Source organism: Fimbriimonas sp. LA-C6 (assembly GCF_055398105.1).
Genome location: NZ_AP038796.1, coordinates 4392700 through 4414493, shown reverse-complemented (window position 1 = coordinate 4414493; position 21794 = coordinate 4392700). Strand labels below are relative to the sequence as shown.

20 protein-coding genes and 1 tRNA gene are annotated in these 21794 nt (G+C 51.2%); 13 read left to right on the top strand and 8 right to left on the bottom strand.

The genetic code is table 11. The features are described from left to right. Nucleotides 1-198 precede the first annotated feature (198 nt). Nucleotides 199-879, bottom strand: coding sequence for a SanA/YdcF family protein (locus ACZ51B_RS20315; protein WP_464295172.1), 681 nt, complete (start codon nt 877-879; stop codon nt 199-201). A gap of 65 nt (nt 880-944) precedes the next feature. Next, complete coding sequence (locus ACZ51B_RS20310) at nt 945-1490, bottom strand: TetR/AcrR family transcriptional regulator (protein ID WP_464295171.1); 546 nt, start codon at nt 1488-1490, stop codon at nt 945-947. A 143-nt stretch (nt 1491-1633) separates the two neighbouring features. Between ACZ51B_RS20310 and ACZ51B_RS20305 the strand changes: the two genes are divergently transcribed. Beyond that, complete coding sequence (locus ACZ51B_RS20305) at nt 1634-2242, top strand: FMN-dependent NADH-azoreductase (protein ID WP_464295170.1); 609 nt, start codon at nt 1634-1636, stop codon at nt 2240-2242. 320 nt (nt 2243-2562) lie between these two features. On the opposite strand, the gene groL is transcribed toward ACZ51B_RS20305, so the two are convergent. The 3 genes from groL to ACZ51B_RS20290 form a co-directional block, all read right to left on the bottom strand. After that, complete coding sequence (gene groL / locus ACZ51B_RS20300) at nt 2563-4200, bottom strand: chaperonin GroEL (RefSeq protein WP_464295169.1); 1638 nt, start codon at nt 4198-4200, stop codon at nt 2563-2565. A gap of 59 nt (nt 4201-4259) precedes the next feature. After that, the gene (groES, locus tag ACZ51B_RS20295) at nt 4260-4550 is read right to left on the bottom strand and encodes a co-chaperone GroES (protein ID WP_464295168.1); all 291 of its coding nucleotides are present in this window, start codon (nt 4548-4550) and stop codon (nt 4260-4262) included. A 481-nt stretch (nt 4551-5031) separates the two neighbouring features. Further along, nucleotides 5032-5310, bottom strand: coding sequence for a hypothetical protein (locus tag ACZ51B_RS20290; RefSeq protein WP_464295167.1), 279 nt, complete (start codon nt 5308-5310; stop codon nt 5032-5034). A 228-nt stretch (nt 5311-5538) separates the two neighbouring features. On the opposite strand from ACZ51B_RS20290, the gene ACZ51B_RS20285 reads away from it, so the two are divergent. After that, entirely contained in the window at nt 5539-6360 is an 822-nt protein-coding gene (locus tag ACZ51B_RS20285; RefSeq protein ID WP_464295166.1) for an alpha/beta fold hydrolase, read from the top strand. A gap of 70 nt (nt 6361-6430) precedes the next feature. Here the strand turns inward: ACZ51B_RS20285 and ACZ51B_RS20280 are convergent, their stop codons facing one another. Further along, nucleotides 6431-6739, bottom strand: coding sequence for a hypothetical protein (locus ACZ51B_RS20280; protein WP_464295165.1), 309 nt, complete (start codon nt 6737-6739; stop codon nt 6431-6433). Nucleotides 6740-6951: 212 nt separating this feature from the next. On the opposite strand from ACZ51B_RS20280, the gene ACZ51B_RS20275 reads away from it, so the two are divergent. Together ACZ51B_RS20275 and ACZ51B_RS20270 are read left to right on the top strand one after the other, a co-directional pair. Further along, nucleotides 6952-7027 (top strand) — tRNA-Arg (locus tag ACZ51B_RS20275). 56 nt (nt 7028-7083) lie between these two features. Beyond that, nucleotides 7084-7260, top strand: coding sequence for a hypothetical protein (locus ACZ51B_RS20270; RefSeq protein ID WP_464295164.1), 177 nt, complete (start codon nt 7084-7086; stop codon nt 7258-7260). On the opposite strand, the gene ACZ51B_RS20265 is transcribed toward ACZ51B_RS20270, so the two are convergent. Both ACZ51B_RS20265 and ACZ51B_RS20260 read right to left on the bottom strand, forming a co-directional pair. Beyond that, on the bottom strand, nt 7257-10718 hold the full coding sequence (locus ACZ51B_RS20265; protein ID WP_464295163.1) for a glycosyltransferase: 3462 nt from the start codon (nt 10716-10718) through the stop codon (nt 7257-7259). The two genes, ACZ51B_RS20270 and ACZ51B_RS20265, sit on opposite strands and share 4 nt — an antisense overlap. Before the next feature lie 59 nt (nt 10719-10777). Then, nucleotides 10778-11431, bottom strand: a complete 654-nt coding sequence (locus ACZ51B_RS20260; protein ID WP_464295162.1) for a peroxiredoxin family protein — start codon at nt 11429-11431, stop codon at nt 10778-10780. 107 nt (nt 11432-11538) lie between these two features. Here ACZ51B_RS20260 and ACZ51B_RS20255 point away from each other — a divergent pair, with 107 nt between their 5' ends. The 9 genes from ACZ51B_RS20255 to ACZ51B_RS20215 all read left to right on the top strand — a co-directional run bounded on the left by ACZ51B_RS20255 (nt 11539) and on the right by ACZ51B_RS20215 (nt 21793). Further along, complete coding sequence (locus ACZ51B_RS20255; RefSeq protein WP_464295161.1) at nt 11539-11883, top strand: Na-translocating system protein MpsC family protein; 345 nt, start codon at nt 11539-11541, stop codon at nt 11881-11883. 3 nt (nt 11884-11886) lie between these two features. After that, entirely contained in the window at nt 11887-13746 is a 1860-nt protein-coding gene (locus ACZ51B_RS20250; RefSeq protein ID WP_464295160.1) for a sensor histidine kinase, read from the top strand. Then, a complete protein-coding gene (locus ACZ51B_RS20245; RefSeq protein ID WP_464295159.1) occupies nt 13743-14519 on the top strand; it encodes a response regulator in 777 nt (258 codons plus the stop codon). The genes ACZ51B_RS20250 and ACZ51B_RS20245 overlap by 4 nt, the downstream gene beginning before the upstream one ends. Next, on the top strand, nt 14509-15615 hold the full coding sequence (locus tag ACZ51B_RS20240) for a sensor histidine kinase KdpD (protein WP_464295158.1): 1107 nt from the start codon (nt 14509-14511) through the stop codon (nt 15613-15615). Before ACZ51B_RS20245 ends, ACZ51B_RS20240 begins: the two co-directional genes overlap by 11 nt. A gap of 148 nt (nt 15616-15763) precedes the next feature. Next, entirely contained in the window at nt 15764-17659 is a 1896-nt protein-coding gene (locus tag ACZ51B_RS20235) for an APC family permease (RefSeq protein WP_464295157.1), read from the top strand. 52 nt (nt 17660-17711) lie between these two features. Further along, nucleotides 17712-18605, top strand: coding sequence for a diacylglycerol/lipid kinase family protein (locus ACZ51B_RS20230; RefSeq protein WP_464295156.1), 894 nt, complete (start codon nt 17712-17714; stop codon nt 18603-18605). Nucleotides 18606-18677: 72 nt separating this feature from the next. Beyond that, nucleotides 18678-19448 (top strand): nucleotidyltransferase family protein, encoded by a 771-nt coding sequence (locus ACZ51B_RS20225; RefSeq protein ID WP_464295155.1) that lies wholly within the window; start codon nt 18678-18680, stop codon nt 19446-19448. Beyond that, nucleotides 19445-20836, top strand: coding sequence for an MFS transporter (locus ACZ51B_RS20220; RefSeq protein ID WP_464295154.1), 1392 nt, complete (start codon nt 19445-19447; stop codon nt 20834-20836). Before ACZ51B_RS20225 ends, ACZ51B_RS20220 begins: the two co-directional genes overlap by 4 nt. Before the next feature lie 39 nt (nt 20837-20875). Then, the gene (locus ACZ51B_RS20215) at nt 20876-21793 is read left to right on the top strand and encodes a metallophosphoesterase family protein (protein WP_464295153.1); all 918 of its coding nucleotides are present in this window, start codon (nt 20876-20878) and stop codon (nt 21791-21793) included. Nucleotide 21794: the final 1 nt, after the last annotated feature.

The following is a 21794-nucleotide window of genomic DNA, read 5'->3' as shown; positions in this document are numbered from 1 at the left end:
ACATAGGTCTTGTGATCGTCCAAGCGGGAGACAGGAGGCCCCTTTATCCAACTTTCAACTTCAACAAGCGGCGCCTTCGATCCAGGACTCAGATCTTCAGCCCTTCCAACCCCTTGCAATAAAACACAGAAGACCTAACAGAAAAGGAGCCTAGAAACAGTCACTGGTCGATTATAGAATAGTGAAGGTCAAGGGGGTCTAAATAGGACCGTTAGGCTCAGTGTGTGCCGCTAAAACATCACTCTTGGGCCCACGGAATTTGGGTTGGCGATTGATCAGATGCAAATCAATCCAAACTAACGAACGTGCACCGAGTTCTCGCAGGTAGGTTTTCGGAGAAACAGAAGGTGCAAGAGGCGCTGTCTGGTAGCCGATCGCCTCAATGTTCCTTTCGGATGCAATATAGAGAGCTCTTGGTAGGTGGAAGTCGTCTGTGATGATGGTGCACTTTTGCACGCCAAACACTTCCCTTGCTCTCACAACTGAATCCAGGGTGCGAAATCCAGCAAAGTCAGAAACGATGCAACGCTCTGGCACTCCGCGGCCTACAAGCGCTTTTCTCATGGCATTCGGCTCATTGTAGTAGGCCGAACTGTTGGCTCCGCTTACGAGGAGCTTTTTTACTTTCCCCGCCTTGAAAAGAGCAGCAGCAGCGTCCATCCTGCGCTCGAAGAAGAGATTTTTTTGACCGTGTGTACGTGGCGAAGTCCCTAAAACGAGACCGATTGGCTCTTCTGGGATACCACTAAGGTTGGTATATATCTTCCCTTGCGCCTGGCTTAAGATAAGCCCGTTTGTGGCGACCAAGAACAACGGGCCGGCAGCGAGGCAAGCAACGATTATCCGCTTCCACCTCTTAGCTCGCCCCTTGTTTTTCACAGGGACAGTGTACGTCCATACAAGCCATTACTTGGGGCCATTGGCACGAATATGATGTAAAAATATCACTTTGGGAACAGATGGCTTGCGAGTTCTAAAGCCACTTCCTCTTTATCTCGTTTGCGATTCCCTTGCACCCAGTTTTGAGCAATTCCAAAGACACTCCAACTGATCAGAACAGCATGCGTCTCCGAGGCGGTTTTGTTTTTTAGCGCGTGACGAACGAGATCAAAAATTTCAGACTGTAGCGAGCTCACCAACAGATGCTCAAACTCCTTCGCAGCTGCGGGACATTTGCCATTCACGTCGGCTAAGAAGTCACACAATCCCACCGTAAGAGCCACCGCAAATTGGGCGTTCATCTCGCCTTCGGCTGGCAGGCGGCTGCATAGAAACTTTCTGAGATCGCTCTTGAGAACAGCGACCATGATCGCCTGCTTATCTGGATAGTGCGCGTAAAACGTGGCTCGATTCACAGTTGCCCTTTCGGCAATATCCAGAACCGAGATGGAATTGAATCTCTTCTCACGCATCAACTCGCGCATCGCTTCTTCTAGGAGAAGGCGCGTTCGTTTGACACGCGGGTCAATATGCTCGTCAGAATTTTTCATCGCTCACACTTTTCCGCAACACATCAAAGGTTCTGTTGTCTACACAACGGATCGTCTTGTTTGCCTATTGACTCACTGCACTACAGATGGTAAGTATACAACATCTGTCGCTTACACATCAAGTGACATCCAGGCAACCACTCATGAGAAAAATTCTATTAATCACTTCCAGCCCCAGAGCCGACGCGTCCTACTCAAAGAAAGTTGGCCACAAGATTGCCGAGAAGCTCTTGGCCCTTCACCCCAGCTCAACCCTGACGGTTCGGGACTTGAACAGCGAGCCACTTCATCAGATCAACGAGAAATTCGTCCAAGCAGTCTATACACCAATCGCTGAAAGAACGTCAGAGCAGAGTAAGACACTGGAGGCATCGGCCAAGCTTATCGAGGAGCTGGTTGAGGCTGACTTCGTCGTGATCGCTTCAGGAATGATCAATTTCAGCATTCCATCGACTCTTAAGACTTGGATCGACCACATCTGCAGAGCAGGAGTCACGTTCAAAGTCAGCCCAGCTGGATACGAAGGATTGGTTAAAGGAAAGAAGGTCTATCTGGCACTAGCGTCGGGCGGAGTGTATTCCACCCCCGAGATGCAGTCTTACAACTTCCAAGAGCCATATCTCCGCGCCGTTCTCGGATTTCTTGGGATGACCGATGTGGATTCGATTGTTGTCGAAGGCGTATCTTACGGAGCTGAAGCTGCTGAGAAGGCCTATGCAGCCGCTCTGGAACAAGTCGAAGCCCTGGGCTAATACTTCTATCAGGCCGTTATTGGCCCAAACCAGGAAGGACAATTCTATGCAAGTAGAGAATCCATACACGTCCTTCCTGGACAAGATCCTCTCCTCCGTCTTCGCTCCTCTGATTCACTGGTTTGAAGCGATCGTCCGATGACCCGCAGGCAGGAGCTGAATCGTGGACCTCGATAGTCCACTCATGATCTTCCTCAACGTATTCCTCTCGGCAGCTTGCTTTGCGCTGGTTCGCTGGGCAAAGAAATCTAGGGAGTAAACGCAAAAAAACGCCGTGTGGGAAAACCCACACGGCTTTTTCAGTAGTTTTGAAACTACTCTTAGTAGTCCATACCGCCCATGCCGTCCATGCCGTGGCTGTGTCCGGCACCGCCGGCAGCCTTCTTCTCTGGCTTCTCTACCACGAGAGTCTCGGTGGTGAGAACCAGGCTTGCGATGGATGCAGCGTTCTGGATGGTGCTTCGGGTTACCTTAGCTGGGTCGACGATACCGGCCTTGACCATATCGACGATCTCTCCGGTTACCGCGTTGAGGCCGAAGCCCTTCTTGGCTTCCTTAACCTTTCCGACGATAACTGAACCTTCGAGGCCAGCGTTCTTAGCGATCTGTCGCATTGGCTCTTCGAGCGCGCGCTTCACAATGAGAAGGCCAGTGAGCTCGTCGCCCGTGAATCCTTCTGTCTTGAGAGCTTCTGCTGCTCGAAGAAGAGTGCTTCCGCCGCCAGGGACGATGCCCTCTTCGACAGCCGCACGAGTTGCGCTGAGAGCGTCCTCGTATCGGTGCTTCTTCTCTTTGAGCTCGGTCTCGGTGCTTGCGCCGACCTTGATCACTGCAACGCCGCCGCTAAGCTTAGCAAGTCGCTCCTGGAGCTTTTCCTTGTCGTAGTTGCTGTCTGTCTTGTCGATCTGCGCTCGGATGAGGTTGATTCGGCCAAGAACTTCTTCCTTGCTTCCTGCACCTTCGATGATGGTGGTCTCTTCCTTGGAAATGACAACCTTCTTTGCGGTACCCAGCATGTCGACCGTTACGTTGTCCAGCTTAACGCCGAGGTCTTCGCTAACGAACTGCCCCTTGGTGAGGATAGCGATATCCTCGAGCATGGCCTTTCGTCGATCGCCAAAGCCTGGAGCCTTAACTGCTGCGATCTGAAGAACGCCACGGATCTTGTTAACAACGATGGTGGCAAGTGCTTCGCCTTCGATATCCTCTGCGATGAGCAGGACTGGTCTGCGAGCTGCAGCAGCCTTCTCAAGGAATGGAAGGAACTCTTGTGCGTTGCTGATCTTCTTCTCGAAGATGAGGATGAGCGGGTTGTCGAAAATGACTTCCATGCGCTCTGGATCGGTTACGAAGTAAGGGGAGATGTAACCGCGGTCGAACTGCATACCCTCGACAACATCAAGCTGTGTGTCGCGGCCCTTGCTCTCTTCGACGGTGATAACTCCGTCCTTGCCAACCTTGTCCATTGCCTCGGCAACGTGCTTGCCGATCTCGTTGTCGTTACCTGCGATGGTAGCAACGAACTCGACCTGCTCTTTATCCTTAATTGGCTGCGCAGTTGCCTTGATGGTGGCGATGACCTGCTCAACTGCGAGGTCGATGCCGCGCTTCACTGCGATTGGGTTACCGCCTGCTGCTACGTATCGAAGGCCTTCGTTAACGATTGCCTGTGCGAGTACGGTTGCAGTGGTGGTGCCGTCGCCAGCAACGTCGTTTGTTTTGCTAGCAACTTCTTTGCAGAGCTGAGCGCCCATGTTCTCGTATGGATCTTCGAGCTCGATTTCCTTAGCAACGGTTACGCCGTCCTTGGTAATGGTTGGGCTGCCCCACTTCTTATCAAGTACAACGTTTCGGCCCTTGGGTCCGAGGGTTACCTTAACGGCGTCTGCGACCTTGTTGACGCCACGCTCTAGTGCACGACGTGCGTTCTCATCGTAAAGTAGGTTCTTTGCTGCCATGTTTTTTAGTTTCCTGTTTGCTTTGAAGCGGATCTCGCTTCAGTAATTCGTGTGGTGGTTTAGCTGAGGATTGCGTAGATCTGGTCTTCGTCGAGGATGGTGTATTCCTCGGTACCGACCATTACTTCGTTTCCGCCGTACTTGCTGAAGAGCACCTTGTCTCCAACCTTTACGTTGAGAGTGTTGCGCTGACCATTGTCAAGAACGCGGCCCTCGCCAATAGCGATGACTTTGCCTTCTTGTGGCTTCTTCTTAGCTGTGTCTGGTAGGTAGATGCCGGAAGCGGTCTTCTCTTCCTGCTCCAGAACCTGAACAACGACCTTGTCGCCGAGTGGCTTGATGTTTGCCATAAGTTTTTTCTCCGATCACGCGTTATGTGTGATTAGCAGTCTTTCGACTGGTTTGCTAAATTGTACTGCGCAAGAGCGTGCGGATGTCAACCGAAATTAGCAGACTAGGGCCAAGAGTGCCAAAAACGTTCTGGGAATGCCTCGTGTTCTAACCCCGAAGCCGGCCTAATACTTCCTGGATCTCGTTGCGCGAGCTAATGCGAGTTGCTGGAAGTCTGTTCAAGAGCCTTTCAAACCGATCAATCCATGCAGGATACGATTCAGGAACCAGCCCGGATGGGATTGCAGCTAAATAGCTCACCTCTATGTCCAATATCGAAGACGACGAGTCAATGAGCTTATCCATGGCAGATTCTAATTCGGGACTGAGTTCAATCTGGAGGTCCTCGTCATTGGAACCGTGACTGATCCAGGACAACGCCAACAGAGCGGTCCACCGATCAGCCCCATACAAAAGATGACACAGCCCATCGAAGGTGATTTACGGACGCTGATACATCCACTCCACCAAAACGACGGCCCATGCATATTTTCTATCTTTACGATCCATATCATTATCAACATCAATCCCCTGCTCCCATGGTCGGAGCGCAAGGAGATCGGCTAGCACTTGATCTGAAGATTCTCGTACGTGATTTTTTAGCCAAGCCCTGCACCAGTAAATTGCTTCTTCGTCCCAACCAGCGATCGAAGGTGGAGTTGCAAATAGCGCGACATACTCAAATACAAATTGCCACTCCTCCACTGCTCTACACATCATTTTCACCGCACTTCAGGTCCGTATTCGGCAACAGTGATTGTCACTTTTGCTGGCTTCTGAAGAAGCAAATATTGGCTCCGTGCAAGTATGCGACATTACTTGCTCTGGGTAGGAGACACGAGCTCAGGTGCAGGAACGCTTTTCCTCTCGCTTCGGAACGGTCAGGGTAACGGTCTCGTCGCACTCTAAGTCTTGAAGAGTCTAGAGGCTCGGATAAAGGAAAGCGATATGAGTATCTTCACCACAAAAGACGGAACCGACATTTTCTACAAAGACTGGGGCACTGGGCCTGCCGTTGTGTTCTCTCACGGTTGGCCATTAAGCGCCGATGCATGGGATGCGCAAATGCTATTTCTCGGTCAGCACGGCTACCGAGTGATCGCACACGACCGACGGGGTCATGGACGATCCAGCCAGACATGGTTCGGCAACGACATGGACACGTATGCAGACGACCTAGCGCAGCTGATCGAAGAACTGGATCTCAAGGACATCGTCATGGTCGGTCACTCGACAGGTGGTGGAGAGGTCACTCGCTACATCGGCCGACATGGCACGAGCCGTGTAGCCAAGGCTGTTCTGCTTGGCGCAATCCCCCCGATCATGCTGAAGACCGAAAACTATCCAGGTGGTCTACCGATTGAGGTGTTTGATGACATTCGAAAGAACACGTTTGATGACAGGTCTCAGTTCTTTAAAGATCTCACGATGCCGTTCTATGGTTATAACCGCGAGGGTGCAAAGATATCGGAAGGTGCGCGGGATTCGTTCTGGCTCCAGGGCATGATGGCTGGAATCAAGAGCGTGTACGACTGCATCAAGCAGTTCTCAGAGACTGACTTCACGGAAGATCTTAAGAAGTTCGATATCCCAACGTTGATCGCGCATGGCGATGACGACCAGATCGTTCCAATCGATGCGTCGGCGAAGCTCTCTGCGAAGCTGATCCCTGGTGCGACTCTCAAGATCTACCCAGGCGGCCCACATGGACTTGCAACGACGATGCAAGACGAATTTAACGCGGATCTCCTCGCGTTCATAAAATCTTGATCGACTAATACAGAAAGCCGTTGACCTCATGGTCAACGGCTTTCCCCTTCTAAAGTAGAACCACCTAGCTTTAGCGGATGTAGTGAATTTGTGGCTTCTCGTAGTCATCGAGAAGCATGAGGGAAACGACAGGCAGAGGCCGGTCCTTAGCCACTTCTCGGGCTTCCTCAAAAGAAAGCTCCCTTGTGCACATGCCACTGAGGTCGATCCATTCTGCGAAACGGAATGCACCGGACTCAGAGCTGAAGCAAGCAAGGCCGTGAACGCCCTCGTGGCAGAAGCACCCGTATCGGTTGCTGGCTGCATGATGTAGCACAAACAACCGATCTGGAAATGTCTCGTCTAGTCCTAGAATCGGGGTTGTTAGCGTCTGGTTCATATCTGGTTCCTTTTGGCTCGAATACTTATAACTAGATCGTTGGCATTCCCTGCCGTCTATTAAGGCTGATTCTTGACGTTTTGAGCACACGAAACCCTAGCCAGCAAAAGGAATGGCACGTAATTTCCGCATTGTTTTCCCTGAAACCACGTCAAGAGCCGTCAGACTGTAGCCTAAACCGAGATTCCTTGGGGTATAGTTTTAACCCGTAACCGGACGTAGCTCAATGGATAGAGCATCAGTCTTCGGAACTGAGGGTTGGGGGTTCGAATCCCTTCGTCCGGGCCAAATCCCCGCCATGATACGTGTGTGGCATTCTCCGTCCACCTCCGAATATTAAGGACATGGAGTCCCTCTGGCCCCTCGGATACATCAGCTTTGCTGCCTTTTTCTATGCGTTCAGCATGCGTAATGCGCCTGTGATGAACCATATGGAAGACGAACTGGCGCCCCTTCAGCTTAGTTCAGCAGAGATTATTGAACTCTTCCCTGCTGTTGCTGAAGAGCGAAAAGCTGCTTAGCGCTGAATTTTGACGGTGCCCTTACGCTCAAGCTTGCCCCACCCTTGCCGACCGCCACGCAATGCACGGCCAATGGATTTGTAGATGACTCCGTACATCATCTGGCGATAAGCAAATCGCTGGAAGAAGAGCCACCAGAGAAGCTTAAGTGAACGACCTTCAAGCTTAAGGGCAATTGCACTGCTCAGCAGCTCCACGCCAAAGAACAGAAGGTAGAAGGCTCCCACTGAAACGAACGTTGCATTGGCATTGGCAAATGCTTGGGACGCGTTCTCTCCACCACCTGCGCCCGTAATCAATGAGAAGAGGAAGGCGAGCAAGGATAGGAAGATCTGGAGATCTACCATTGGTGCGATCGCTTGAAAAACGATCTGGAAGAGCCACAGGGTTGGAAGCGCAAACCAACCAAACCATCCCGATGAAAATAACGCACGCTTGTGCTTGCACAAGCACTGCAAGGTTCCATATGCCCATCGGAACCGCTGGTTGAAGAATCCTCTAAAAGAGTCTGGGGCTTCGGTAAAGGCAAGGGCCCTTGGTTCGTTGACCTGTCTGAACCCAGCACGCCGTAAGCGCCATGTGAGATCCATATCCTCTGCCAGTGTGTCAGTCAAATAGCCACCGACTTCGCTGACGGCAGTACGCCTCCAGGCTCCGATGGCTCCTGGCACAACTGTAATTGCATTCACCAAAGAGTAGGCCCGTCGGTCGAGGTTCTGACTTGTGGCGTACTCAAGTGACTGCCATCGAGTGATGATGTTGACTTCGTTTCCAACACGCACACTTCCTGCAACGGCTCCCACCTTAGGATCTGCGAAATGGTGGACCAAGTGCTTCAGGGAATCAGGATGAAGCTGAGTGTCAGCATCGATGCACAGGAGTATTTCCCCAACCGAGAGAGAGATCCCGTTATTTAATGCCGATGCTTTGCCACCATTTGGCTGATCGACAATTCGGACAATCGGATTATGGTTGAATGCCTCAACCAGAACCCTACCAGTCTCATCTTGCGACCCATCATTGACAACGATAATCTCCGTGATTGGATATGACATTTCGAGGATTGACTCGATGGTCCGAACGATCACGTTCTGTTCGTTGTAAGCGGCAATGATGACGGACACGGTAGGGCTGAATTCCGCATCCACAACTTTTCCTTCTTCACGACGTTGTAAGAGCGCCAACGGCACCATGAGCGCTACACGTGCGACGCCAAGATAGATTGCCAATGTGAAGCAGGTTGCTATAACGGAGAGAGCGGTATAGGCCGTGCCCATCACTGCCTTGCTGACGTAGTACATCAGCCGATCCTGCGGGCGGATCTCCGGCATCAGCTTGTCGCGGGTCGTGTCCATGAGGTCGGAAACTTGGACGAATTCGTACCCTCTATCTCGCAGCCTCGGGACCATCATCTTAAGCGCGTCAACGGTGGCCGAACGGTCTCCGCCTGCGTCGTGCAATAGGATGACGTTGCCTTCCTCTTCCGTACCCTGTCTGGTCTCAATGTCGTTTATAACATAGTCGGCAATGTCCTGTGCAGTCTTCCTACGATATAAACCGTCACCTACCGGCACCTTTAGATCCCAGTCAGTCGGATCAATGTTCTCAGCCACCGTGACATAGCCCATCTCATCCGCCAGAATGACAGGACGAACTTGGACATCCGTTTCTGGCTGGCTGTCGGCGTTGTAAGGCGGACGAAAAAGTATCGTGGAGCGACCAATGATGCTCTCGATCGCCATCTGGGTTAAATTTAGTTCGAGCTTGGCGCGCGTTGTCGAGATCGTTCCCATGTTTGGGTGCAGGAACGAATGGCTGCCAACTTCATGTCCCTCTCGATACATGCGAGCCACCAAGCCAGGGTGCTGCTCCGCGGCGTCGCCCAATACGAAAAAGGTGGCTTTGACGTTTAGCTCCTTCAGTGTGTCCAAGATCTTCGGACTCCACTGCGGATCCGGGCCATCGTCCAGAGTTAGACAAAGCTTTTTCGGCTTGAAGCCTCTTTTTTGAAGCACGTAAGGAAAGGCGTATTTGTCATAAATGCAATCCCCTATCAGCCCAGAAGCCGGATCCACCTGAATCGTGCGCTGTCCTTCCTGGGGGGTGCTCTTTACCGTTAGGATCTCACCCTTTCCAGTAAAACTAATTTGATACGGGAACTGAATCGTCTCAAGCCGTTTGGGATCGTAATCTCGTGGTTTAGCAGAGTGATCTAGAAAGGTCCATACGCTTGGATCTTCTGCTCCTAGCACCCACAGCGCGCTTCCCCTTACGCCAAATTCCTGACCAATCCGCCATTGGTTGAATGCAGACACCCCATCGAGCATCCATACCACATGCCGTTTTTCGTCATCGTCGTCGTACTCAAACCAGTTGTTGAAGCTTTCCGGATCGAACTGAATCACCTTCCGAGGCTCGTCGTTTCGGTACCCGTGAGCAGCGGTTAGTGCGTCCTGGTAGCTAAGATTCTCGGCCCCTGGCTTCCCTTCTATCCAGTCATAGGCATAACTTCCGATGCCCATGACCAGCTTCTCTTTCGGCAGGCGAGAAAGAGATTGCCGCACTGTCTTTTCGCCCCAACTGGCAGGAGAGATGGGGCCAGGCATACCATCTTCAGAATGATAGTCATACACCATCAAGACGATCAGATCACAGATACTCCCGATCTCTTTGATGGGCAGTTCATCGTTGGTGGCTTCGATGTCGATACTGATCTCTAACTTACTAGACCGGAACTGTTTTTGGAGGATCTCTAGAAATCCACCCAGCTTCTTAGACGCATCCCCATCCAGATTCTCAAAATCTAGATTGATGCCCGAAAAGCCATGATCAAGCACCCACTTTTTAAGTGCCGTAGCCACCTTGGTCTGACGTTCGACTGATGAAAACATCTTTTTGAGTCGAACAAGGTCAAATTTGCCGTTTTCACCGTTACTAAAAATGGGGATGATCTTGACGCCGTTTTGTCGCGCAATCTCGATGACCTCTACGTTTTTCGGATTCTTTGAAAGGTCAAAATCCGAGAAATCGAGACCTTCTCCCGTTGAAGTTAGGTGGAGCCACTCTGGAGCAACATGGGTCATCTTGCTCGCGTTTTGGCGTAACGAGCTGAGTCCAGCTTCCTCCCAGGGTGCGTAGAACCCCATCACGATGTTCTGAGAATTGGAAGATGGCACCTTCGTCGCTAGGCGATCTTTGGCTATTTGCTCGTTGAGAAGTTTCCTATTTGACGCGGCAAGCAGGTTTGCCCTGCGGGTGTCTTGTTTTGTGATGAACGGCGTAGGACTGGGTCGCCGCTTGTCCTGTAGATCGGGTGTTGATAGGAGTGCTCCCAAGAAGAAAACAGTCGCCAGAATGGAAAAGATAATTCCGATTACGGCTCCCCAACGGGCTATCCGAGGGCCACGACGCCCCTCGGGATCGTAAAAGACAGGTTGGGAATCCGGTTGTTTGTTCACTTGAGAGCCACTTATATACTGTCAAAAATCCGGTTATCCCTTAGACGGTTCTTTGAAATTTATTCAAAAGCGCAACCGGAGGTCTTCTTCTGAGGGGAATACTGCGGATCGAACTTCGTCTCTTTGACATCAGCGGCCTTGCTAATCAGAGCATTCATCTCTTTTATCATGTCTGACGAGTAACCTGGCCACATTTTGACGATATGGCCATTTCTGGCTACTAAGACGCTGTAGACGGATGCCAAAGCCTCGTATTTGTGAACGATGGCAAGCTTTTTATCTGGCACGATTGGGAAGGCTGCCAGAAATTGAGTCGAATAATCGTTGACCTTTGATGGAATCTGATCCATTACACCAACAAAATCCACCTTCCCAGCGAACTTCCTCGACAGAGAGTTAAAGATAGGTTGCGCATCAATACTACAGGGACAACCATCCTTTATGAAAAGAATGAACTGTGGATGAGGTGCGTTAGGTGATCCGAGGACGATCTTCTTTCCAACAGAATCCTCCGTCTCAAAAAAGGGCGCAACACGGTTGGACATAACCGATGTCTCAAGCTCCATCTGCTTCGTCACTGGGTGCTTGGGCTGTTCGAAATCGATTCCTAGATCTTCTTTTGACTTACCCGAACTCGGCTTGAACGCCACTAGCAGCGCGCAGGCAATCAAGGCGGCGACAAGTGGATAAACAAACCGAAACTTGTGATTCATCAACTTTAAATTGTATTCGATTGACCGCCTTGGAAGTTTGTCGGCTTCGCCTGCGTCCTAATAAAACCCTTCACTGGGTCCAATCCGGTTCGGTGTATCCTCTACTCATGATTGAGGGCACCTTCCCTGCACTGGAACACGACCTAGAACAGCTGATCGCAAAACATCAGCGTGAACAACATGGTCATGCACCTGAATCTTGCGAGGCCACCCTTCTGCCAGACAAGGCCATTATTATTAGCCGAGGAATATTCACTCCAACAGAACGACACCTTTGCGAGACGAACGAAGGCCGAAAGCTGGTCCAAGGAGCCCGACGAGAACTGCGCGCACTGACTCGTAAACAGATTGAGTCGGACGTTTCAAAGTGCATCAACCGACAAGTATTGAGAAGCTATTACGACCTCGATGTGCGCTCCGGTGAGCAGTGCGAAGTCTACATGCTGGCCTAACTCATGCGAAGCCTGCGTACACAGCTCTTTCTCAGTCACCTGTTTCTTGTATTGCTAATGGCTGCCGTTACCGGTGCAGCCATCTATAATTTCGTGTTTCTTGGGCGTAGCATCGGCATTTCGTTAGAAGGCAATTTCGCCACCGTCGATGGAGCTCACGAACTTAAAATCGCAACCCAAGAACAACGGACCGCGTTTTCTTTGCTACTTGCCGGCGAAGGTCCAGCCGCAATCTCAAACTATAAGCAAAGTTGGAGGCGCTGGGATGCCGCCTTTCTGGAAATAGAGCGTACGGTAACCGAGCCGGACGAAAGAAACGTTGCCGCAACGTTGCAGAAGCGTGCCTCTGCATACCGGACAATAGCCGGCCGAGCGATGAACACACAACCTTCTCCTAATCGAGAAGAGGTTCGGCGATTCATCAAGCAACAGATCGAACCTTCGCTTCTCGAAATAGAAGGTGAAGCCAATCACTTGGCGGCTATCAATCAAACAGCTATCTTTCAAGATCACGAAACGGCCAGATTAGACGCCCAAAACGCGATCAAGAGGACAATTTTCGTAACGGCAATCTCAATTGTTCTTGCGATCTTGCTCGCTATCAGAATCGTTCGAATGGCACTTCTGCCATTAGCTGCGTTAGCCAAGCGCGCGGAAACTATAGCCGGCGGCGATCTCACGCCGGGCCCAGTAGCAACTCGCAACGACGAAATAGGACGCCTTGTTGACTCGTTCGAAGAAATGGCCGCGAAATTGGCGGAATCTAGGAGAAGTTCTGTCCGGCGCTTGCAACGTGCAGAAAGAATGTCCGACGCAGCTCTTGAACATCTTTATGATCCGGTGATTGTGGTGGATGCCAAGAACCGCATTGTGCATCTTAATCAAGCAGCCATCCAGGTCCTTGGCCCAATTCCCGACGGGCGAAGGGTGCCCATTCAGGACCACATCAAGGACCATAGGCTCCTGGCTGCACTCGAAAAGTCGACTCATAGTGAAGAAATAGCAGCGTCTGAGGATGAAAATGCGTTCGTGCAGATCAACGTGGGCGGGTCTCAAAAGACCTATAGACTTCGAGCAACGCCAATGCGTTCAGACGACGGAAGCATGCTGGGTAGTGTTGCAATCTTAGAGGACATCACCCACATGCGCGAGGTGGACGCCCTTAAAACAGAATTCATTGGCGTTGCGTCTCATGAGCTTCGCACACCTGTCAGCAGCTTGCTTTTAAGTGCACAACTGCTTCAAGAAGGAGCCGCTGGACCACTTACAGAAGCTCAGGCACATGTAGTCGATTTGCAACTGCAAGACCTTATTCGTTTGGAGAAGCTCATGCAGGATCTTCTTGACGTAACTAAACTTGAGGCCGGTTCAAATAGACCGCGACTTGAACGGGTACAGGCAGAAGTCCTCACTAGAGGAGCAACCGAGGGTTTAAGGGCCCAAGCAAGCAAAAAGAACATCCAATTAATCGTCGAGGACAGTCATAAAGATGTAGAGGTCCGCGTAGATCGAGGACAAGTTGGACGTGTGCTTACAAACCTGATTTCTAACGCAATTCGCCATACACCTTCGGGTGGAAAGGTCACAGTCAGAGCAATGCCAACGCCCAATGAAGTAACCTTTTTTGTGGAAGATACGGGAGAGGGAATTCCTAAGGAATACATCGACCGAATCTTCGACCGCTTCGTTCAAGTGCCCGGAGCCACCCAGGGGGGTGCAGGCCTAGGTCTCTCGATAGCGAACAACATTGTGCGTGCGCATGGTGGAAGAATGCATGTAGAGAGTGAATTAGGTAAAGGCAGCGTGTTTAGCTTCACGCTTCCAAGGGAAACTAAGGCGCACGACGGGGATAAAACAGTTTGAGTGCTCGAATTCTTGTAATCGACGACGAAACGAATGTCCGCACCATGGTCAAATTGGCCTTGGAACACGCTGGATATTACGTAGACGCAGCAGCAGACGGACACGAGGGTCTGGAGAAATACGGAACAGGTTCCGGATACGACCTCGTTCTTCTTGATCAGCGAATGCCAGGTATGCCAGGAATCGAAGTTCAAAAAGAGATTTACAATCGCCGATCCGATGCTCGTTTGATTTTGATCACCGCATTTGGAACGATCGACCTTGCCCTTGAAGCAATTCAGGCAGGTGCATCAGATTTCTTAAGAAAGCCATTCACGGCAGAAACTTTGCGACTCGCTGCAAAGTCTGCACTTGAACGGCCTGTCACGCACGAAGCAGCCGTCCCTGTGAAGATGGTTTGCCGTGAATTCACTAGAACTACCTTCAACGGCTTTAGTTTTGAACTAGAGCATGAAGAGACCGAGGAAAAGACAGGCGAAGTCATCTGTATCTTCGTTGTCCACCGCGCAACGGAGCGGACGGGAACGGTCAAGGTTCTGTTACCTGCGTACGTGCAGGAACTTGTAAAAGCTTACACTGACTCGGAATGTGTCCCCGGAGGACGCAGTTTCTGGGTAGCCATGTGCGAAGAAGCTCTGGCAAACTACCTTTGGCAACACGCTACACCACCGAGTGAAGGCTTGTTGCGAATTGAAGACCTTAGCTCGGGACTCCAGCGCTGGCTCGATTCAGTGCTGACTGTCTCTACTACTCAAAACGATCATGGCCGATAGCCAATCTTCATCAACCCAACCGGCCACTAAGCCGAACCCTGAAAAGGGCACACTTAAGATTTTCTTAGGCTTTGCACCTGGCGTTGGCAAAACGTTTGCCATGCTAGACGAAGCTCATCGCCGAAGACGACGTGGACAAGACGTCGTCATTGGAGTCGTTGACACACGAAACCGACCCGACACTGCGGCAGAAATTGGTGATCTCGAAGTCATTCCCGCCAAAAATGGAGGGATTGATGTTGAAGCCATCATTTCTAGAAACCCGAGCGCTGTGCTTGTGGATGACCTTGAAGCGGCGAACCCAGAAGGCTCCCGTAGAGAGAAGCGATGGATGGAAGTGCAAGACCTTCTCCAAGCTGGCATTAGCGTTATCACCACAGTCAACGTCCAAAATCTGGAAAGCCTCAACGACAAGATTCGTGACATTACTGGAGTGACTGTTCAGGAGACTGTTCCCGATCAGATCCTACACGGCGCTGACGAAATCGAGTTAGTTGACCTTACTCCAAGGGCTCTGATTAACCGACTTGAACGTGGTGCGGTCTATCCAGGAGAAGAAATTGACCAGGAGAAGTCCGACTTCTTCCGCGAAGGAAATCTAAATGCACTCCGTGAAATCGCGATGCGTGAAGCAGCCGGACGCGTTGATGAGGACCTTACCGAGTATCGCCGCGAAAAGAATATTGAAAAGCCGTGGGCAACTTCTGACCGCGTCATGATCTGTATCTCACCAAACCGCAACTCTCTGCGACTCATCCGAAAGGGTTGGAGAATCGGACAGCGACTCCGTGGTGACGTGGTCGCAGTTCATGTTGAAGAAGGTCACTTGTCGGACGCTGAGAAGAAGATTCTAAAAGATGACTTTGCTCTCGCCGAGCGCCTCGGTATCAAAACGGTCATTCTGAAGGGTGAGGTTAGCCAGCAGATCATTCGATATGCGACTGAAAACAACATCACTCAAGTTCTCTTGGGACACCCAGAACGAAGTAGATTCCAAGAGATCCTCAAGGCCAGTCTTGTGAGTGAGCTCGCCCGAGCCCTCAAGACGGTCGATATTCTGCTCATTGCCGCAGAACCTCCGACAGGTGGACACTAACTAGAGGCATCAAGCCTGATAACGGCTATTCGCGTGTCAAATATGGTGGATTCTCCTGGAATCCACCTCGTTCGATGCGCAAAGCCGTCAGAATTCTGATGAATAATAGCCAAGCAGATTCTGTCTGAGGGCAGTCCCACGCATAGCCATGAGCGCACTTAAAGCAGTATCACCATTTCAGCGAGCCAAGCGACTCCTTCTAGGCGCTCCCATTCCAAGTTCAAAGGCTCACCATGAGAGACTTTCGCCTTGGCTTGGTCTCCCCGTTTTTAGCTCAGATGCGCTCAGCTCGGTCGCTTATGCAACTGAAGCCATCCTCCAGGTCCTGATTCGCAAATCCTCTGCTGTCCTTATGGACCAGATCTGGATCTCGGCAGCGATTGTTGCGCTGATCATCATTATCACGTTCTCATACAAGCAGACAATTACGGCATACCCGAGCGGTGGTGGCTCTTACATTGTTGCTAGCGAGAACTTAGGTGAAACTCCGGGGTTGATTGCAGGTGCAGCACTCCTGATCGACTACATCCTAACGGTGTCGGTCTCGATTGCGGCGGGTGTTCAAGCAATTATTTCTGCCTTACCATCGCTCAAAGACCACATTCCCAACGCGCCAGTTTCGCTGTCCCTACTTTTCATCGGACTCGTGGCCTTTGCAAACCTAAGAGGCATGAGAGAATCTGGAGTTCTGTTCGCAATCCCAACATACGGATTTATTTTCTCGATGTTCGCGGTGATTGCGTTTGGAATCTGGAAAGTAGCCACAACACCCGTTATCGGCCACCACGTCTATGCAGAAGGGCTCCTCGAAACAGAAAAAAACTTCGCGATGACATTTATCGTGCTAAGAGCCTTTGCAGCAGGCTGTACAGCGCTCACTGGCATTGAGGCGGTTAGTAACGGTGTGCAGGCATTTAAAGCTCCAGAAGCAAAAAATGCCACGAAGACTCTCTTCATCATGTCGGCTCTTTTGACCTTCATGTTCTTGGGGCTCGGCTACCTCGCTCTGCAGCTTCCGCAGCATTATTCAAACTTCAGCATCTTAGAAGGCACCAACCCTCAGTACATCACACTGACCGCGCAAGTCGCCGCGTTTGCATTTGGCCCAGGCTCCGTTCCCTTCTACATAGTTCAGGGATCGGTCGCTGCAATCTTGATCTTGGCTGCTAACACTGCTTTTGCCGACTTCCCACGCCTAGCAAGTCTTATCGCTCGCGATGGATACCTTCCACGCTATCTTTCAAGACAAGGAGACCGCTTAGTCTTCCACAACGGAATCATCGTTCTCGCTTTCGCAGCAGGACTGTTGATCGTGAAGTACAACGGGCTTCTGGATAACCTGCTGCCACTGTATGCGGTCGGTGTGTTTACTGCCTTCTCCCTTTCCCAGGGTGGAATGGTGAAGCACTGGATCAAGGAACAAGGACCAGGCTGGAAGCAAAGTGCAGTTATCAACTTCATCGGCATGCTGCTCTGCATCGGTGTTCTAGGAATCATCGGAGTTACCAAGTTCGCTGAAGGTGCATGGTTGGTAATGATCCTGATCCCCATGATCTATGCCTTGTTCATGGCGATCAAGCTTCGATATCGTTCAATGGCTGCCCAGCTTGAAGTCACAAGTGCACTTCCCAAGCACGAGAGTTCCGAACATTTTGTTCTTGTTTTGGTACCGCGCGTCCACCGTGGAATCCTCTCAGCCGTCGAGTACGCAAAGCAGCTCACCGGGACATACCAGGCAGTCCATGTGACGATCAACGAGAAAGCACTGCCAGATCTTCAACGAAACTGGGAGAACTTCGGCTCAGATGTGCCTCTGGTCGTCTTGCCTTCTCCCTATCGCTCTCTGATCGCTCCAGTATTGGACTATGTCGATAAAATCCGGGCGGAAAACCCAGGGGCTACGATCACAGTCATTGTCACGGAGGCCGTTAGCACGAAGTGGTACCAGAAGCTTCTCACGGAGAACGTAGCTCAGCAGCTAAAAATGTCACTTGCTCGACGAAGTCGCGTTGTCGTGGCAAATGTTCGCTACTTCCTTAACTAACGTTATCAAGTGGGCTAATCTAGATATCCATGCCCGCTTTTGCAAGATATGGATGATCCGCAATCCGAAGTCGGGGAGAGGTGCTGGAACAAGGCTCTGGTCCGAACTTGCACCTCGACTTCAGCCTAAGAGAGACACAATCCACGTTGTTTCGACAGAGTATCCCGGGCATGCCACCTTGCTCGCCAAAGAAGCCGTAGGTGCAGGGGCGGAGATTGTTGTCGCATGTGGAGGTGACGGGACGATAACAGAAGTCCTCAATGGAATCGTTGGGACAGATGCAACTCTTGGCATCGTTCCAATGGGAACCGGAAATGACATCAGCCGCCATCTTGGGATAGGCCAAGACATCCAGAAGGCCTGGGACACGATCGAGGGTGGAACCACCGCTCTCGTGGACGTCGGAGTTTGGAACTGCTCGGGACGTGAGGGCTTTTTCATCAATGTCCTAGGGTGCGGGTTCGATGCAGTTGTAGCGAGGCGAATCAACGAAGGCTTCAGGGCCCTGCGAGGGACATACGCTTACATCGCAGCAGTCATCGTAACCCTGCTCAAGCACAAAGCGGTTACGATGTTCATCCAAGTAGATCAAGAGAAGCATGAGACCTCAGCAATGCTCTGCTCCGTTGCAAACTCTTCCAGCTACGGAGGCGGAATGCTCATCTCACCTCACTCCTCGCTCACAGATGAGCATCTTGACGTCGTCGTCGTAGGAAACGTATCAAGACTCGAGTTCCTACGAACCTTTCCAAAGGTATTCAAAGGAACTCACTTATCTCATCCAAAGGTTACGCACGCGAAAGGCTCTACGATTTCTATCGATTGTCAAACGGCTCAACCTGTTTTGGCTGACGGAGAAATCGTAGGGGAGACGCCAGTCCGATGCCACATACTTCCCCATCACCTCAAGCTCCTAGTGCCGTTAGAGCAACTCGAGCGTTTATGATCAATTCGTCCAGTCCGAGATAAGTTGGACCTCGTTTTGATGGACGCGTGTGGGATACTTCTCAGATCCGTGATGACGTACGACGTAATTTTGCCTGCTGGTGGGCGAATCGACCCTAAACTGGCAAACGAAGCCGGTACCGATATCAAGGCACTCATCAAGTTTGGGGATCAAACCATCCTTGAACGAACCCTAAATGCATTGCAGGCCTCGGGCAGAGTCCGCCGGACAGTCGTGATTGGGGCCGAAGAAGTAAGAAGCAGTAGGGGTGGCCAAATGGCAACGATGACTCTGCATGAAGGCAAGAGCGGTCCAGAGAACATCCTGAACGGCTTGAAGGCACTATTGAACACTGAGGATCCCCCTTCCAAAGTAATTGTCGCAACCAGCGACCTACCATTCCTCACTCCTGAGATCATTCAGAACTTTATCGATCTGTGCCCTCAAGATCGGGACATAGCAGTGCCTCTGATCAGCCGTAAGGAGTGGAATGCAACCTACCCCAACTCATCGGCAACGTTTGTAAAATTAGCTGATGATGAGTGGACCACAGGTTGTGTTTACATTCTCGACGCGATAGCACTGCAAAAGGCGATGCCCCAAATTGAGCAGGTTTTCAACAATCGAAAGAGCCCGCTCGGCATGGCAAAATTGCTTGGACCCAAGTTCCTCTATCTCTTCTTGACAAAACGACTCACCGTGGCCGACATAGAAGTTAAAATCGAGGGGATGCTGGGGGTGACCGGCGCAGCAGTAAGACACTCTCCTCCTGAACTTGCTTACGATATCGACTTTCTCGACGACTACCAATACGCTGTCCAACACGTGCTGAAAACTTCATGAGCGACGCATCTAACTATCCGCGCCCCCACATGCCATCTCCATACGGAGACAGCAAAATAACTACAGGGCAACACCTTGCAATCAGTGCTTTCTGGTTCGCCACGAACTTCCTCTGGGGAGCTTTGTTGACCATCATGTTGCCGCATGAGATTGCATTACTTGCCCCAAAGTACAAGGTGCCAGCACTAAGTCTTTTCACTGGTTTGGCAGCGATTGTGGCCCTCACCGTCCCGCTCGTATCGGGAGCACTCAGTGATCGGTGCACACACAGACTTGGTCGTCGACGCCCGTTCATGATCGTTGGACTCATCATCAACGTGGTGGGACTGCTTCTTATGGGCCTGGCCGTCAGTGTTGGAAAGCCTATTCCAGCGATGACCGATCCAGATCCAGGATTCTTCGCAATTGTTCTGTATCTCATCGCCAGCCCAGCATTTCTCACCTTCCTTTTTGCGTACATCGTGGTTCAGCTTGGTAACAACATCGCGACGGCCGCCTATAGTGGAATCATTCCTGACCTGGTTCCCCACGAGCAACGAGGAACGGCCAGCGGATTCATGGCGCTCATGTCTCAAATGGGCACGCTATTCGGCGCCATCGGTTGCGGCGTGCTTCTCGGCCATTTCTCCGAGTTTGTCAAATACCTGGTGCTTCTCGTGGTACTCGTTGGCGTAGGTCTCATCACTATCCTGGGCATTCGTGAGACACCACTCACCATCAAACCCGAGCCGATAAACTGGCTAACCTATCTCAAGAGCTTGTGGATCGACCCCAAGAAATATCCGGACTTTGCCTGGGTATGGATCACGCGAGCGCTCGTGATGCTTGGGTTCTACGCAGTGCTTCCCTACATCAACTACTTCTTGGGCGATGTCATCGGCGTAAAGAACCCCGAAGGCGACGCGGCCATGCTAATTGGGATCATCCTGATCTTCTCATCTATTAGCGGAATCTATGGTGGCCACCTTTCGGACAAGATTGGAAGAAAGAAGGTTGTGTACGCCGCAAACGCTCTCATCGCCGTGATGGCGCTTTCGTTTGTCTTCTGCCACACACTTATTCAAGTTATTCTCTGTGGTGTACTCTTCGGCATTGGCTTGGGTGCCTACACCAGTGTCGACTGGGCTCTAGGAACGGATGTTCTTCCAAGCAAAGACGATGCTGCAAAAGAGATGGCAGTGTGGCACATCGCCATGACACTCCCCCAGACACTGGCAGCGCCAATCGCTGGCATTCTAATCGCTAGCTACGGGGTGACGACAAGCTTTAAGGATGGCGAGAAGGTCTACCACTATTCGCACACTGGCTATGCAGCAGTATTCATCCTCTGCTCAGTGTGCTTCGCACTAGGTGCTTATCTGTTAAAGAATGTCCGCGGCGTGAAGTAAATCTGTTAAGCGATTGTAAAGTTGGTCCAAAGTAGGGAGATGCAACTCTCCCGCCGCCAACTGCTCGCGGCATCTGCAGCCACAGGGCTTACTAGCCTTCTAAAACCTGCAGATGCCATCATCAGTCCGTTCAAAAAGAGGTTCCGATTTGTGCACCTCACAGACTTGCATATCCAGCCAGAGCTGGGGGCCGCAGATGGGGTCTCCGCCGCAATCAAGAAGATCTTGTCCCTGAAGCAAAGACCAGACTTCATCTTGACGGGAGGCGACCATTACATGGATCTGCTCAATGTCAACCGAGGGCGGGCGGACCTGCAAACCAGCCTCTTGACTGAGAGATTTAAACAGCTAGAGATGCCTGTTCGCTGTGCGATTGGCAATCATGATGTCTTCGGGTGGGGCAAAAGGGATGCAGACCAGAAGGATGCTCTTTACGGTAAAGGCATGATCGAAGAACGGCTCATCAAAGATAAAAGCTATCGCTCCTTCGACTTTCTCGGCTGGCACTTCATCACACTGGACTCAATCCAACCTAAGGAAGGAGGTTGGCATGGCAGGATTGATGACGATCAGATGAACTGGCTAAGTTCAGACCTGGAAAAGGTGGGCAAGTCCCCTACTGTCATCGTAACGCACATGCCGATTGTCACCGCATTCAACCAATACAACGAGTCAAGCACTTCTGCAGCGTCCGACACATTGATTCTAGGAAATGGAAAAGAAGTTGTCGACCTGATTGCAAAACACAATGTAAAAGCCGTTCTTCAAGGACATACCCATGTGATCGAGAACTGCATTTACAACGGGACCGAATACATGACTTGTGGAGCCATTTGTGGCGATTGGTGGAAGGGACCTCGACTGGGCATTCACCCTGAAGGTTTCACCGTCTTTGATATAGACGGTGATAAGATCTCCCACCAATACGTCACGTACGGTTGGACAGCCCGTAAGTAAC